The 14,919-nt window shown below is 36.5% G+C and carries 13 protein-coding genes and 1 tRNA gene; 2 read left to right on the top strand and 12 right to left on the bottom strand.

Annotation, left to right across the window (positions count from 1 at the left end; genetic code table 11):
* Nucleotides 1–94 precede the first annotated feature (94 nt).
* Nucleotides 95–1,030, top strand: coding sequence for a transcription initiation factor IIB (locus tag AW729_RS08840; RefSeq protein WP_112125274.1), 936 nt, complete (start codon nucleotides 95–97; stop codon nucleotides 1,028–1,030).
* 194 nt (nucleotides 1,031–1,224) lie between these two features.
* On the opposite strand, the gene AW729_RS08835 is transcribed toward AW729_RS08840, so the two are convergent.
* Nucleotides 1,225–1,416, bottom strand: a complete 192-nt coding sequence (locus AW729_RS08835) for a DUF2116 family Zn-ribbon domain-containing protein (protein WP_112124764.1) — start codon at nucleotides 1,414–1,416, stop codon at nucleotides 1,225–1,227.
* A gap of 25 nt (nucleotides 1,417–1,441) precedes the next feature.
* Nucleotides 1,442–2,116, bottom strand: a complete 675-nt coding sequence (gene pyrH, locus AW729_RS08830; RefSeq protein ID WP_112124763.1) for a UMP kinase — start codon at nucleotides 2,114–2,116, stop codon at nucleotides 1,442–1,444.
* A gap of 532 nt (nucleotides 2,117–2,648) precedes the next feature.
* Here pyrH and prf1 point away from each other — a divergent pair.
* The gene (prf1, locus tag AW729_RS08825) at nucleotides 2,649–3,881 is read left to right on the top strand and encodes a peptide chain release factor aRF-1 (RefSeq protein ID WP_112124762.1); all 1,233 of its coding nucleotides are present in this window, start codon (nucleotides 2,649–2,651) and stop codon (nucleotides 3,879–3,881) included.
* A 472-nt stretch (nucleotides 3,882–4,353) separates the two neighbouring features.
* Here prf1 and AW729_RS08820 read toward each other — a convergent pair.
* The 10 genes from AW729_RS08820 to AW729_RS08775 form a co-directional block, all read right to left on the bottom strand.
* Nucleotides 4,354–4,437 (bottom strand) — tRNA-Ser (locus AW729_RS08820).
* A 69-nt stretch (nucleotides 4,438–4,506) separates the two neighbouring features.
* Entirely contained in the window at nucleotides 4,507–4,815 is a 309-nt protein-coding gene (gene rpsJ / locus AW729_RS08815; RefSeq protein ID WP_112124761.1) for a 30S ribosomal protein S10, read from the bottom strand.
* Nucleotides 4,816–5,009: 194 nt separating this feature from the next.
* A complete protein-coding gene (tuf, locus tag AW729_RS08810; protein ID WP_112124760.1) occupies nucleotides 5,010–6,251 on the bottom strand; it encodes a translation elongation factor EF-1 subunit alpha in 1,242 nt (413 codons plus the stop codon).
* Nucleotides 6,252–6,701: 450 nt separating this feature from the next.
* Nucleotides 6,702–8,894 (bottom strand): elongation factor EF-2, encoded by a 2,193-nt coding sequence (locus AW729_RS08805; RefSeq protein ID WP_112124759.1) that lies wholly within the window; start codon nucleotides 8,892–8,894, stop codon nucleotides 6,702–6,704.
* 191 nt (nucleotides 8,895–9,085) lie between these two features.
* The gene (locus tag AW729_RS08800) at nucleotides 9,086–9,649 is read right to left on the bottom strand and encodes a 30S ribosomal protein S7 (protein WP_112124758.1); all 564 of its coding nucleotides are present in this window, start codon (nucleotides 9,647–9,649) and stop codon (nucleotides 9,086–9,088) included.
* Between the two features lie 27 nt (nucleotides 9,650–9,676).
* Nucleotides 9,677–10,102 (bottom strand): 30S ribosomal protein S12, encoded by a 426-nt coding sequence (locus tag AW729_RS08795; protein WP_112124757.1) that lies wholly within the window; start codon nucleotides 10,100–10,102, stop codon nucleotides 9,677–9,679.
* 254 nt (nucleotides 10,103–10,356) lie between these two features.
* The gene (locus AW729_RS08790; protein ID WP_112125273.1) at nucleotides 10,357–10,788 is read right to left on the bottom strand and encodes a NusA-like transcription termination signal-binding factor; all 432 of its coding nucleotides are present in this window, start codon (nucleotides 10,786–10,788) and stop codon (nucleotides 10,357–10,359) included.
* A 9-nt stretch (nucleotides 10,789–10,797) separates the two neighbouring features.
* Nucleotides 10,798–11,094: a 50S ribosomal protein L30e gene (locus tag AW729_RS08785; RefSeq protein WP_112124756.1), complete on the bottom strand. Its 297-nt coding sequence runs from the start codon at nucleotides 11,092–11,094 to the stop codon at nucleotides 10,798–10,800.
* 14 nt (nucleotides 11,095–11,108) lie between these two features.
* Nucleotides 11,109–12,278, bottom strand: coding sequence for a DNA-directed RNA polymerase subunit A'' (rpoA2, locus tag AW729_RS08780; protein WP_112124755.1), 1,170 nt, complete (start codon nucleotides 12,276–12,278; stop codon nucleotides 11,109–11,111).
* 10 nt (nucleotides 12,279–12,288) lie between these two features.
* Nucleotides 12,289–14,910: a DNA-directed RNA polymerase subunit A' gene (locus tag AW729_RS08775; protein WP_112124754.1), complete on the bottom strand. Its 2,622-nt coding sequence runs from the start codon at nucleotides 14,908–14,910 to the stop codon at nucleotides 12,289–12,291.
* Nucleotides 14,911–14,919: the final 9 nt, after the last annotated feature.

Genomic DNA, 14,919 nt, shown 5'->3' with positions numbered 1-14,919 from the left:
AGACGTTGAGGAAATCATCAAAATTGACAACACCGACTCCGAGGAACTGGAAGCAGAACTGGAAAAAGAAAGAGGTATCAGTGAAAAACAACAGATGAAAGAAGACGTTGCAGAGATGGAGAAAAAAGAGACCAAATGTCCTGAATGTGGATCTACACGTTTGATAAATGATCATGAACGTGGAGAAGTTGTATGTGGTACATGTGGACTTGTAATTGATGACAACCTTGTTGATATGGGTCCTGAATGGAGGGCATTTGACCATGAACAGAGGGACAAACGTACAAGAGTAGGTGCTCCAATCACATATACCATACACGATAAAGGATTGTCTACCATGATTGACTGGCGTAACAAGGATATCTATGGAAGAGACATCCCTGCAAGAAACAGGGCACAGTGGTACAGGCTTAGAAAATGGCAGCGTAAAATAAGAATAAGCGGGGCTACTGAAAGAAACCTTGCATTCGCACTTAGTGAACTTGACCGTGACTCATCCAGACTGGGTCTTCCAAGATCTGTACGTGAGTCAGCTTCTGTCGTGTACAGAAATGCCGTGGAAAACAAGCTTATCAGGGGAAGAAGTATAGAAGGAGTAGTTGCTGCTTCTTTATATGCCGCTTGCAGAAGATGTCAAGTGCCAAGGACACTTGATGAAATAGCAGAAGTTTCACGTGTAAGCAAAAAAGAGGTAGGTAGAACTTACAGATTCCTTACTAGAGAATTACACATAAGGCTTCCACCTACCAGCCCTATTGATTATGTTCCAAGATTTGCAAGTGAACTTAACTTATCAGGTGTAGTTCAATCCAAGGCAATTGAAATAATCAATGAGGCCATGCAGAATGGTTTAACCAGTGGTCGTGGTCCGACAGGTGTAGCGGCTGCGGCATTGTACATTGCCAGTGTAATACTGGGTGAAAGAAAAACACAACGTGACGTTGCAGACATCGCGGGTGTTACAGAAGTGACCATTAGAAACAGGTATAAGGAACTAACCGAACAATTGGAAATGGGTGTGGCATTATAACACCCTCTTTTTTTTATTTTTTTATTAAAAAAAAATCATCTCCCCATCAACTAGAACTGATACTTATTTTTGAAGAGTTTACACTAATAAATAGTTAAAAAAAATATTTTTATAGAAAATTATGCTGATTATTTAAATAAAATGAGTTTAAACTATATTAAATAACAAAAAATTAAAAAAAGAAATTCATGATCCTATTTAAGGAACATGAATGCAAAGTAGATAATCACGAATATAGCTACGAGTGCGAGTAATATTTTTCTCTGTTTAGCTACTTGTTTCTGTTTTAGCTGGAATGCTTCCTGACATTGGTCAGAACAGAATGATTCAGATAATGGTATCGGTTTACCACATATAGCACAGTGTCTGTGAGCTTCTACTACCATTTAATTTACCTCCTGAAAAAAGTGTTTATTCATTAACAATTAGAGTTCCAATTGGTTCTGTTATAGCTTTTTTAACGTTTTCAGGGTTGTTACCATTCACTATAACCGTTTTTATGTTAGATCTTTTGATAATTCCAATTGCCGTTTTATCAATAAATTCATAGGTTCCTGCCTTGTTGTCATTGGTGGATACTATTTCCAAAAGCTTGTCCGGTGTTACCTGACTAAACATTTTGGCATCATCAAACTTGTTTGGATCCTTATCGTATAATCCATCAACGCTGGTTGCATTTATCACCAAATCGGCGTCAACGTACTCTGCAAGTATACAACTTACCGCATCGGTACTGTGAGCCGGTTCCGTTCCACCCATGATTACAATTTTTCCACTGCAAGCATATTCCAATGCTTCTTGGAAGTTTTCGGGAATTGCCGGGTAGGACTCGTTTTTAAGAGCTAATTGCAATAATCTGGCATTGACACGTGTAACTTGTATACCTATCTCATCACATATGGATTCGGATACGCCCATATCTCTTACAACACCAATGTAGTCCCGTGCCGGTCGTCCTCCACCAACAACTATGAATATTTCATGATCGTCATTCAATTGTTTTATTATTTCTGCATATGCTTCAAACTTTTTACTATCATATTCCTTGAGTAATATTGATCCGCCTATTGCTATTACAATTCGCATTAATTAAAACCCCATAAATTAATATTATATTATCACTATTTATTTATGTTAAAAAATATTGATATAGTTATCTAAAAAATCAACGGGAAATGGGAACAAAGGAATTATCATAAAAATGAATTAATGAATATGTTAGATATACATGAGTTGAATTAAATAATAAATATTCCATATGAGGATAAAAATAAACGTATTTATATCAACTATAACATCATGTTAAGATTATAACCTATAAAATAATCATTCGTATAATTCATATAAAACAAGAAATATCCGGGGAAGAAAAATCATCCATCCAGAAAGGATGAAGATATCATGACAAAAAAACAATCAATATAAAATACTATGAAAAACAAACATTATAATATACTATAAATATGGATATCGATTTTTATGATTGTGTAACGAATTCTTCAAACAAAAAAAATATAACAATATAACCGCCTACAAAAAAACGAGAACGATTACACATATTTAACAATTTAATTTAATCATTAACAACATTATATAATTTAATAAGGATTTTGATAATATGAGTGAAGTATCATCAAAGGAAATGTATGAAGTTAAAAAGACATTGAAAGAATTAGAGGATAAAAAAGGAAGAGGAACCGAACTTGTGAGTGTATACATACCACACGACAAACAGGTAAGTGACGTTAGAAAACAGATGGTTGATGAAATCGGACAAAGTTCCAACATCAAGAGTAAACAGACTAGAAAAAATGTGCAATCCGCGATTGAGGTAATCATCCAAAGACTTAAATTGTTCCCACAGCCACCCGAAAAAGGACTGGTAATGTTTGTAGGAATGATACCTAAGGGAGGACCAGGTACCGAAAAGATGGAGACATACGTGTTTGAACCGCCGGAACCTGTACAGACATACATCTACCACTGTGACAGCCAATTCTTCCTGGATCCTTTAAAACAGATAATAGAATACAAGGAAGTATACGGCGTACTGGTACTTGACAGGAAGGAGGCAACGATAGCAACCCTAAGAGGAAAAAGAATAGACATCGTGAAAACCTTAACCAGTGGTGTACCAGGCAAACATAAAGCCGGAGGACAATCACAAAGAAGGTTTGACCGTGTAATTGAAGATGAGGCACATAAATTCCTAAAACGTATAGGACAACATTCCAACGACACGTTCCTGCCTATTGATGATGAACTCAAAGGTGTACTTATTGGAGGACCGGGTCATACAAAAAATGACTTTGAAGAGGGAGATTACCTGGACTACAGGATAAAGGATAAAATCATCAACATCGTAGACACATCATATACTGGAGACTTTGGAATAAGGGAGGTAATTGATGAATCCACAGATGCACTTGAAGAAATGGACATCATGCGAGAAAAGAAACTGATGAAGAAATTCCTTTCAGGACTCATATCCGAAAATGGTCTTTCCACATATGGTGAAAAACAGGTTAGACAAAACCTGCAGATGGGAGCGGTAGAAACACTTCTGTTATCAGAAAACCTTAAGACAAACAGGCAAACATACCAATGCCCTTCATGCGGTACGATAGAAGTCATAACGACAAGACAACATCAGGAAGCACCGGACAAACAATGTCCTAACTGTAATGACAAGATGAACATTACAAAAACACAGGAAACCACAGAGGAATTCATCGAACTTGCAGAGGAAGTAGCTACACAAGTGGAAATCATATCCATCGAGACAGAAGAAGGAACTCAACTTGACCGTGCATTCGGTGGAATAGCAGGAATCCTCAGATACAAGGTATAACTCGGTTAATCATCCATTTAACCTAATGACCCCCATTATTTTTCTATTTTTACTAAGAGTAATATTAACATCCCCTGACTATTATTTCAATGAAATGTCCAAAAATCATATTGATGGGAAAAAGAAACCCCTCTAATACATGGATAATTTTGAAAGTAGACTAAGTGATTGTCAAGTTAAATGTAATTGAATGCAATATATTTAATCATGAAATTGATTATCATAAAGAAACCTTGGTTAATTTTAAATAAAAAAGATGATACCATACATCAATCAATAGTTTAATGGATTGTTAAGGAAAATCTCTCAAAAAAGAATTGATAACTGCAATTGAAAAGCATATAAAAACAATAGGATTCCATTTTAAAATACGTGAAAAAACATTAAAAAATAAAAAGATCTCAAAGTAATTGTAAATTCAAAAAAAATAAAAAATAAATGATAAAAATATAGTATGTGAATATAAAAATTACGCCGAGAATGGGATTCGAACCCATGCGGGCAATTGCCCACCGGATCTCAAGTCCGGCGCGTTACCTGGCTTTGCTATCTCGGCATTTTAAAAAAAATTAACTAATACAAATCTATTACTATATATGATAGTAATGATTTATATAGTTTATGATTATGCTTTAAGTTCTATTTCAATACTTACATTATCTGGAACATTAACTTTCATAACCTGTCTCATAGCTCTTTCATCAGCTTCAATTCCTACAAGACGTTTATGAATTCTTAACTCCCATTTTTCCCATGATGCTTTACCTTCACCATCAGGACTTTTCCTTGTTGGAACTACTAATTTTTTAGTAGGAAGTGGGATAGGTCCGGATAAGTCGACACCAGTTCTTTCAGCAATTTTTTTAAGCTGATCACATACGTCAGCTATTTTTTCTGGGTCGGTTCCTGTTAGTTTAATTCTAGCTTTGTTCATTCAAATTCTCCTTATAAATAAAAAAATAATCGTTTACCAGACTCCATGCAATTATATTCAAAAGTTACATATGAAAAATATAGGTTAACACATGCAAAATATTTTATCCTTGTAAAATAATCCATTTGAAAAATAGTTATCACATGGGAATCTAAATTTAAAAGAAAAAAGTTAATAAGTAAATGTTAATTTACTTATTTAGCGTCGGTAATGTCAATACACATACCTGCTGCTACGGTTTGACCCATATCACGGATAGCGAATCTTCCCATGTGAGGAATTTCTTTGATTTTTTCAATTACCATAGGTTTTGTAGGTTTAATGGTAACGATTGCTGCATCTCCAGTTTTGAGGAAGTCAGGGTCTTCTTCTTTAGCTTGACCGGTTGCAGGGTCGAGTTTGGTGTCTAATCTTAAGAATGTACAAGCTACTTGTGATGTGTGTGCGTGGAATACAGGTGTGTATCCAACTGTGATTACACCAGGGTGTTGTAATACAACAACTTGTGCTTTGAATTCTTTTGCTACGCTAGGTGGGTTAGCTGTGGTTCCTGCTACGTCTCCACGTTTAATATCGTTTTTACCTACACCTCTTACGTTGAAACCAACGTTGTCTCCAGGTTCTGCTTCAGGGAGAATTTCGTGGTGCATTTCGATAGATTTTACTTCACCAGTTACTCCAGCTGGTTCAAATGCTATGTTGTCACCAGTTTTTAAGATACCAGTTTCTACTCTTCCTACAGGTACTGTACCTACACCGGTAATTGAGTATACGTCTTGAATAGGTAATCTTAATGGTAATGATGTTGGTTTTTCAGGTGCTGCGAATTCATCTAATTCTTCAATTAAAGTTTTTCCGTCATACCATGGTGTGTTGGATGATTTTTCTGTTATGTTATCTCCTTCAAATGCAGATAATGGTATGAAAGGTACTTCTTTAGGGTTGAAACCGATTGTTTTGATTAAGTTTCCTACTTCTTCTTTGAGTTCGTTGTATTTGTCTTGTGAGTAGTCAACTAAATCCATTTTGTTTACTGCAATGATAATTTGGTTGATACCTAAAGTTCTTGATAAGAAGATGTGTTCTTTTGTTTGTGGCATTACACCGTCGTTTGCAGCTACTACGAGAACTGCTGCGTCAGCTTGTGAAGCACCGGTAATCATGTTTTTAACGAAGTCACGGTGTCCTGGACAATCTACTACAGTGTATTCGTATTTTTTGGTTTCGAATTTTTCGTGAGCGAGATCGATGGTTACTCCTCTTTCTCTTTCTTCTCCGAGTTTGTCCATAACAAATCTGAATTTGTCTTCTCCTTCATCTAATTGTTGTTCTGCGATAGCACCTGATAATAATAAAAGGTGTCCTACTAATGTTGATTTTCCGTGGTCTACGTGACCAATTACTGCTAAGTTCATATGTTCTTTTGCTTTTGCCATTATATTTCCTCCATATTAATATAACATGTATTTTGAATATAATTTATAAATCAGGAACTATTTTTTCATATAGTGTGATTTATAAGTGTTAGTAAGCCGATTGCTAGATTTACTTATCTAGAGAACGTCCTCTAACTTTGTAATAAAAGAAATGTATTCATACAAAGAAATATAACAGGGAATTGTTATATTCCCTTGTAAAATATATTTCATATTATCTTTATGTACATTAATTAAATTACAATAAATTTTTTTTATCAATTATTCTTTATGTTAATTGTTATTAATATACTTTTTCAATATCAGCTATTTATCAAAATATTTCAATGAGTTAATTAGCTTTGAATTAACTTTTAGGATTTGATTTTGGATTTATATTAAAAAATAGACGATAATAATAAGTAAATTAAAAAAAAATGTAAAAGAAGTTTACTATGATAAATAGTAATCTTATCCTAGGTAGTGATCAGGTCCATATGGTTCTGGGTTTAGACCTTTTCTTTGACGGATTTCTTTTACGATTTGATTTTGTAGTTCTCTTGGGATTCTTTCAAATCCTGAGTTTTCAGTTGACCAAATACAACGTCCTTCAGCTGCTGAACGGATGTCACCAGCAAATCCAAACATTTCAGCTACAGGTACTTTTGATTCGATAGTTGACATATCTCCTTCTTGACCCATTTCCACGATTTGACCACGTCTGTTTTGTACTTCACGAGTTGCTGCACCCATGTAGTCTTGAGGTACACTTATGTATACTCTTTGCATTGGTTCCATGAGTGTTGGTTGAGCAAGCATTACTGCCCCATAGATAGCTTTTCTTATAGCAGGTAATACCTGAGCAGGTCCACGGTGAACTGCGTCTTCGTGGAGTTTTGCATCCATGAGGTTGATTCTGAATCCCATTGCTTTTTCGTTTGCTAATGGTCCGCTTTCAAGTGCTGATTCGAATCCTTCAAGTAATAATTCCTTAATTTCGGCGAGGTATTGGATACCACGAGTCATGTTAACGAACATACAGTGTTTGTATACGTCCCAAACACGTTTTGCTTCGTCTTTGTCCATTCCTGCATCTTGGAATTTTTTAGCTTCTTCTTTACCTTTTACTCTACCTTCTTCGATTTCCCCTTCGTTAATGGCATTCATTAAGTTTTCAGGTAATGGTTCGATGTCAATGTAGAATCTGTTGTGTTTGTTAGGTGATTTACCTTCAACGTTTGTAGCTGTACCTGCAATGGTTTCACGGTATACTACGATAGGTTCTGAAGTGTCTACTTCCACACCTTTTTCGTTGATTCTGTAAATCATAACTTCCAAGTGTAATTCACCCATACCAGCCAGTAAGTGTTCACCGGTTTCTTCGTTAATTTCTACACGAATTGTTGGGTCTTCTTTACTTACCTGTCTTAGTACTTCAATGAGTTTTGGTAAGTCTTTTGTATTTTTAGCTTCTACTGCTACTGTAACTACCGGTTCAGATATGTGTTCTAAACTTTCGAATGGTGCGATTTTGTGGTCTGCATCTGTGATGGTTTCCCCTGCAACTGCTCCTCTAGCTCCGGTAATTGCTACGATGTTACCTGCTGGTACTGCATCGGTGTTGATTCTTTCAGGACCCATATATACTCCTACTTGTTGGGTTCTTGCTTTGCTCATTGAACCTACGAAGAATATTTCTGATCCTTTTTCGATTGATCCACCATATACACGACCGGTTGCTATTTCACCTGCGTGTTTGTCGATACTTACGTCTGTTACCATTACAGCTAATGGTGATTTTGAATCAGTATTTATCATACCTTGTCCTTCTACTGATTCGATATCTCCAGACCATACTTTAGGAATTCTGTATGCCTGTGCTACTTTTGGACTTGGTAAGTGTTCTACTACCATTCCTAAGATAACTTCTTCGATTTTGATTTTTTGTGCTAATTCTTTTTGGTTATCTTCGTTACAGTATGCTACGATATCTTTGAATGTGATTCCGGTTTTTTGCATGTGTGGTACGTTGATACCCCAGTTGTGGTATGCTGAACCGAATGCTACTGAACCGTCTTCAATTTTTACTTGCCAATCATTTTTGTATTGTTCAGGAGCCATGTTTTTGATGAGTTTGTTTACTCCTGCGATGATTTTAATGAATCTGTTTTGTAATTCAGCATCATCGAGTTTTAATTCGTTGATTAGCCTGTCCACTTTGTTAATGAAAAGTACTGGTTTAACATTTTCTTTTAATGCTTGTCTGAGTACTGTTTCTGTTTGAGGCATTACACCTTCTACTGCACATACAACTACAACAGCACCATCTACTGCTCTCATTGCACGTGTTACGTCTCCACCGAAGTCTACGTGACCTGGTGTATCGATGAGGTTGATTAGGTATTCTTCATCATCGTATGTGTGTACCATTGATACGTTTGCCGCATCGATGGTGATACCTCTTTCCTGTTCCTGTTCATCGAAGTCAAGTAGTCTTTGATCTCCAGCCAAATCAGCTGAAATCATACCTGCACCTGCTAATAGGTTATCAGATAATGTTGTTTTTCCGTGGTCGATGTGAGCTACTATACCGATGTTTCTGATATAATCTGGCTCATACATTAATTCTTTGATTTTATCTACCATTTGATCTCGTCGACTCAAATATATCACCTTATTTTTATTATAATAATTTATGTTTAAAGTTTACTTTATACTTTTTATATTGATTAGCATTTGTTTATTTTATCATGTCATTAAAATTGTGAATACCAAGGATTCATTTATTTTAAAGATTTGTGATAAAATTCATGATTCTAAAAAAAAGATATAAGAAAGAAGTATATCCTTAAAATCTAGTGTGCAGATCTTGCTACTCTTTCTTTTTCTTCTTTTTTCTGTACAGCGAAGCTTCTTGAATCTTCATCTGCTGCAAGTAATATTTCATCAGCTAAACATTGTGCTGCTGATTTTTTGTTTTTGAATGCTGACTGCATTGCACCTTTTGTGATGAATCCTAATGATAAATCCACTCTTCTTTGTGGTGCTATATCTACAGCTATTTGGTAACCGATTCCACCGTATTTAATACGGGTTGTTTCTTCTCTAGGTGCTGTGTTTTCTACAGCTTTTACTAATACTTGTATAGGATTTTGTTCGGTTTTTTTGTGGATGATATCTAATGCATCTTCTACCATGGAGTATGCTTTGTTTTTCTTTCCACTGTTTCTTTCGGTTCTCATTACTTTGTTCATTAATCTTTCTACGATTGATACTTTGGATTTTGCGAATTGTCTTTTTACGTGACGTCCCATAGTGTGTGGTACAACAATTTCATCTAAGCATATGTAGTTTTGTAATCCCATATCTTCTACTGTAACTTCTGTTACATCCCATTTGTCAAATAATTTAAAGCTCATATTAATTAAACTCCTATGCGTAAATATCTACCTTACTGGTTTTTCGATTTTTCCACTTACCATTTCTGATAAAGCTACGTTGTTTACTTTTGTAACTTTCCATCTTACTCCAGGAATATCACCCATGGACCTACCTGATGGTCCTCCGATTCCTTCAATCATTACTTCATCGTGTTCATCGATAAAACCGATAGCACCGTCACCTGGTGCAAATGCAGTGATTTGTTTACCGTTTTTAATTAATTGAACTCTTACACATTTTCTGATTGCAGAGTTAGGCTGTTTTGCTTCGATACCTACTTTTTCAATTACGATTCCTCTAGCTTGAGGTGATCCTTCTAGCGGATCTGCTTTAATATCTAATCCGAGGGTTTTACGTTTGTATTGTGTGTCTTTCCATCGGAAGTTTTGTCTGTTATCTTTTAATTTTTTTGCTGCGAATAATCCTGGCAAATTTATTCCTCCATTTATACATTAATTATTCTATTCAAAGTTTTTTTAATAAAACATCTCCACATGCAATACATGTGATGATAATTTTTGTTCACCGTTTACATATAGAGCTGTTATTTGTGATGCTGCACTTATTATTTACGTACTTTTCATCATAGCTTTTAGTATTAACTGAGTTTCTTTAAGAATTTAGGCGTTGGATTTTAAGCAAGATTTTGCTTAAGTATGCCCAAATACCAAAATCATAAATACGGTTAGTTTATGATTATATTACTAATTTCAAATTGTCTTTTAGCAAATTGTCTGGCTCGCTGGATATTTTGACCATTTTTACCAATGGCATTTTTCTTATCCTTTGAGTCGACATCCAAGGTGGCGATTTTGTTACCTTTACTATCTGTAGTAAATTCCACTGAATTTACTTTAGCAGAAGATAATAAATTTTTTATAAATTCGCCTGGGTCATCAGAGTGTTCCATTATTTCAACACTCTTATCAACTGATTTTTGCATCTTAGCAATAGTACTACCACGTTTTCCTATTGCTAATCCCATGTCTCCTTTTTTTACCAAAAAAGTAACTCTATCATGTTCGTCATCTACAATACAATCCTTAACAACTGCATTGGTAACAGTTTCAAACAATGCAATATATCTTATTTCATTGCTTGTGAATTTGACGGACATAATGTTCATTTACTCCTTAATCTCTAATATATTAGAGTCTCCAGGTTCTTGAATCATAAGGGTTGTTACTGTGAATGGTTTACCACAGATTGAACCTAATTCCACACTTGAACCTTCAAAAGTGTATACTGGTATATTAGATAATTTTGAATATGCTTCTACATCATCTTTTAAAGTTTTTGGAGCATTGTTAGCGATTACAACTAATTCTCCATTACCAAGTTTTATAGCTTGGATTGTTTTGTTGGATCCTAATATAACCTTACCAGTATCTACGGCTACACGGATTCCTCTTTCTATATCCATTTGTTGCCTCCTAATTAATCAATTTCTTTCATATTTATGCCAACTGACCCCGTACCATGAGGTATAGGTTGACCTACAATGACATTCTCGATAATACCTGAGAGTTTATCGGTTTCTCCACGAATACTAGCGTTAAGTAAGTGTTTGCCGGTTTCCTCAAATGCTGCTCTTGCAAGCACACTTGATTTTTCACCACTGATACCATGACGGCCAATGGATTTTACGAATCCGTCAACTGTCATCATATCAGCAACTAACATGATATGTCTAATATCCACACTAAGCCCTTGTTCTTCCATTGTCGTGTATAACTCATGGATGATGGCATTTCTTGCCGCTTCAATTCCAAGAACTTTTTCAATCTCATAGATATCGTTCGTAGTTGTCCTAACTATATCGACACCTTCCAGTTTTAAGATGGCACCGATATTTGAACCTTCAGTGTGGATAACCCACTCATCATGTTCATTACGAATAACTACCTTACCAATACCCTTAACACCACTAATCTGAAGATCTCTGATTTTATCTGCAAGTAATCTTAATTCTCGAATACCATGTGAAATTTTTTCTTCATCTTTAGAAAATGTGGTTTCAAAACTCAGTACATTATTATCTATTTTTACTTGTTTAAAAGTTTTATCAATCACACTTAAAATTTCATTAATATCAAGTCTTCTTTCATCAATGATATCCTGATCAATTTCAGCCGTAATGACGTTGTCCATATAATTTACGTTGAAGTTCTTAATAATGTCGTTCAACGTAATCTTACCGATGGTATTACCCATTTTGGTAATGAATTCCTCATCATTACTATACTCAGGAGTGAAATATATCTCCATAGTAGGCGTTGAGATTTTCTTACGAGCATCCACAACCTCAATAAGACGAGGAAGACCTAAAGTTACGTTTAACTCTACTACCCCTGCATAGTGGAAAGTACGCATGGTCATCTGTGTACCAGGCTCTCCTACAGACTGAGCTGCAATAGTTCCAACAGATTCTCCAGGTTCAACTTCTTCACGTTCATAAGCTTCCTTGACCTTAAGAACCAAGGTTTCTACCTCATCGTCACTTAAATCGTTACGATTACATGCATCATTGATTTCCTGAACAAGCTTTATTGGAAAATAACCTGCACCTACTTCATTAACTATATTTTGAATTTCATCCAAATCCATAAGATCACCATTATTTACCTGCTACATTAGATTCTAATCTCATTTCTTCAATCAACTTATCTAAATCAGCAACTTTTCCATAATCACTTTTTGCCGGGTTGATTCCATCTTCCCCATACTTGAACTGAACGATTACACCATTGTTGTCCCTTACGGTACCATCCTCATGTACACTCAAGTCATGCAATGCATTTACAAGACGTCTTTGCATGTAACCACTTTGTGCTGTACGAATAGCGGTATCCACCAGTCCTTCACGACCACCCATAGCGTGGAAGAAGAATTCCAATGGATCAAGTCCATGTTTGTAACTGCTGTTTACAAATCCACTTGCCTTAGCACCAACATCCCCCTTGTGGAAGTGAGGTAATGTACGATCTATATAACCCCTGTTAATACGTCCACCACGAACAGCCTGCTGTCCTACACAGGTAGCAATCTGAGTTAGGTTCAACATGGAACCCCTTGCACCGGTAAGTGCCATGATAACCGCACTGTTTGAGGTTGTAAAGTAACGTTCTGCGATAACCCCAGTGTTGTCCCTAGCTTCCCCTAGCACTTGCATGATTTTCATCTCAAGTGTTTCACGTAAGCTACGGCCAGGCAATGCTTCAAGTTCACCGTCTTCATATGTTTGAATTAGACGTTCTACCCTCTGGTCGGATTCTTCAAGAAGCTCTGCAATACGTTCCTCAGCTTCTTTAGGAATTTCCTCATCCGCCGTACCGGTTGTGAATCCTCTCTGCATTACACCACCGAATACAGCCAGTTTTGTAGCATGATCCAGGAAGTATCTTGCTTCGGCCGGACCGAATTGTTTCACGATAGCATCGAGTATTTTTCCACTACCGGAACCGTATCCCTTATCATCCACTACTCCCTGTAATAATTGACCGTTACTGATTACTACATAAGCGTCGTATTCACAGTTTTCATATTTACATTCTTCACATTTTCTACAGATTTCAGCCTTATATACAAGGTTAAGCCTGTCCGGAAGAAGTAAACTGAATACTTCCTTACCTGTCCAAGGTTCGCCCTTAGCTTCAGGCAGAGGCATTTTAGCCCTTTTTATTATTTGAAGAGCCTTATCCTCTTCAAAGACCGTGTCCTTATGTGTAAGCAGGTATGCACCGGTAATATGGTCGTGAATAGCACCGATAATCGGACCACCATAACGAGGTGATAGGATATGTTCCTGTACCTTCATGATATTGTTTGCCTCGGCACGTGCTTCAGGTGTCTGGAATACGTGCATGTTCATTTCGTCTCCGTCGAAGTCTGCATTGTATGGCGGACATACACACAGATGTAATCTGAATGTTTTGTAAGGAAGCACCCTTACCTCGTGAGCCATCATTGACATACGGTGAAGTGATGGCTGACGGTTAAACAGTACTATGTCCCCATCGATGATGTGTCTTTCGACTATGTAACCAGGCTCCAGGTTTTCCATTGCTGCCTCTTTGGTTTCGTCATAGACCCTTATTTTACGTCCATCTGGCCTTATTATATAGTTGGCTCCAGGGTGAACGTTTGAACCGTTTTTAATGTATTCCTTCATCTGGTCTATGTTCCACTTTGTCACGGTGATAGGTACGGTAATTTCCTTTGCAATCATCTCAGGAACACCAACCTCATTGATACTGATGTTAGGATCCGGTGAGATAACCGTACGTGCTGAGAAGTTTACACGTTTACCTGCAAGGTTACTTCTGAACCTTCCTTCCTTACCTTTAAGACGCTGAGCCAGTGTTTTCAATGGTCTTCCGGATCTGTGTCTTGCCGGTGGCACTCCACTTGCCTCATTATCAAAGTAGGTTGTAACGTGATATTGGAGCAATTCCCATAAATCCTCAACAATCAGCTGTGGAGCTCCCGCTTCCATATTTTCCTTCAATCTCTGATTGATACGTAATATGTCTACAAGCTTATGGGTTAAGTCATCCTCAGAACGTTCACCGGTCTCCAAAGTAATTGAAGGTCTTACCGTTACAGGAGGTACAGGCAGAACAGTCAATACCATCCATTCAGGTCTTGCAACGTCCTTGTTGATACCTATGTAGATATAATCATCTTCAGGTATGTTTTCCAATCTTTCACGTACTTCACTTGCCGTTAGTTTGTAGTTACCTTCAACGATAGAAATCGGTTTGTCAATTTTTATTTCTACCTGTTCCTCTTCACAATGAGGACATTTTTCTTTCTTAGCGGCTACGTGAATCTGTTTTAAGATTTTGGAAATATCTTCACCATTGGCTATTCTTTCTTCAAGCTTATCCTTGTATTTTTCCTTTTCGGTATCGCTTAAGAGTACACAACCGCAGCTGCGACAGGTAGATCTTAATATCTTATGTATGGTATCTGCAAATCCTACGTGAATAACGGGTCTTGCAAAGTTAATATGTCCAAAGTGTCCCTGACAGTCTCCACCTTTAGAACCGCATGTGCGACATTTGAGTCCAGGATCGATTACACCAAGTCTTGGATCCATAAGTCCCGCTTCTATTGGATAACCATCTTCATCATATGTATCCGGAGTTACAATCTTGGTTACGGACATCTTCCTGATTGTTTCAGGAGACATTAAACCAAAGTCTATCTCAGATATCTTTTTAATTATTCCTTTCAACTATTAATC

Source organism: Methanosphaera sp. BMS (genome assembly GCF_003268005.1).
Lineage (GTDB): Archaea > Methanobacteriota > Methanobacteria > Methanobacteriales > Methanobacteriaceae > Methanosphaera.
This window is presented reverse-complemented; position numbering and strand designations above follow the sequence as displayed.

Coding starts and splice junctions, on each gene's coding strand:
- AW729_RS08790 (WP_112125273.1), bottom strand. CDS start 10,788: ATGTCCGTCAAATTCACAAGCAATGAAATAAGATATATTGCATTGTTT.
- AW729_RS08835 (WP_112124764.1), bottom strand. CDS start 1,416: ATGGTAGTAGAAGCTCACAGACACTGTGCTATATGTGGTAAACCGATA.
- tuf (WP_112124760.1), bottom strand. CDS start 6,251: ATGGCAAAAGCAAAAGAACATATGAACTTAGCAGTAATTGGTCACGTA.
- AW729_RS08785 (WP_112124756.1), bottom strand. CDS start 11,094: ATGGATATAGAAAGAGGAATCCGTGTAGCCGTAGATACTGGTAAGGTT.
- rpoA2 (WP_112124755.1), bottom strand. CDS start 12,278: ATGGATTTGGATGAAATTCAAAATATAGTTAATGAAGTAGGTGCAGGT.
- rpsJ (WP_112124761.1), bottom strand. CDS start 4,815: ATGAACAAAGCTAGAATTAAACTAACAGGAACCGACCCAGAAAAAATA.
- pyrH (WP_112124763.1), bottom strand. CDS start 2,116: ATGCGAATTGTAATAGCAATAGGCGGATCAATATTACTCAAGGAATAT.
- prf1 (WP_112124762.1), top strand. CDS start 2,649: ATGAGTGAAGTATCATCAAAGGAAATGTATGAAGTTAAAAAGACATTG.
- AW729_RS08840 (WP_112125274.1), top strand. CDS start 95: ATGAAAGAAGACGTTGCAGAGATGGAGAAAAAAGAGACCAAATGTCCT.
- AW729_RS08800 (WP_112124758.1), bottom strand. CDS start 9,649: ATGAGCTTTAAATTATTTGACAAATGGGATGTAACAGAAGTTACAGTA.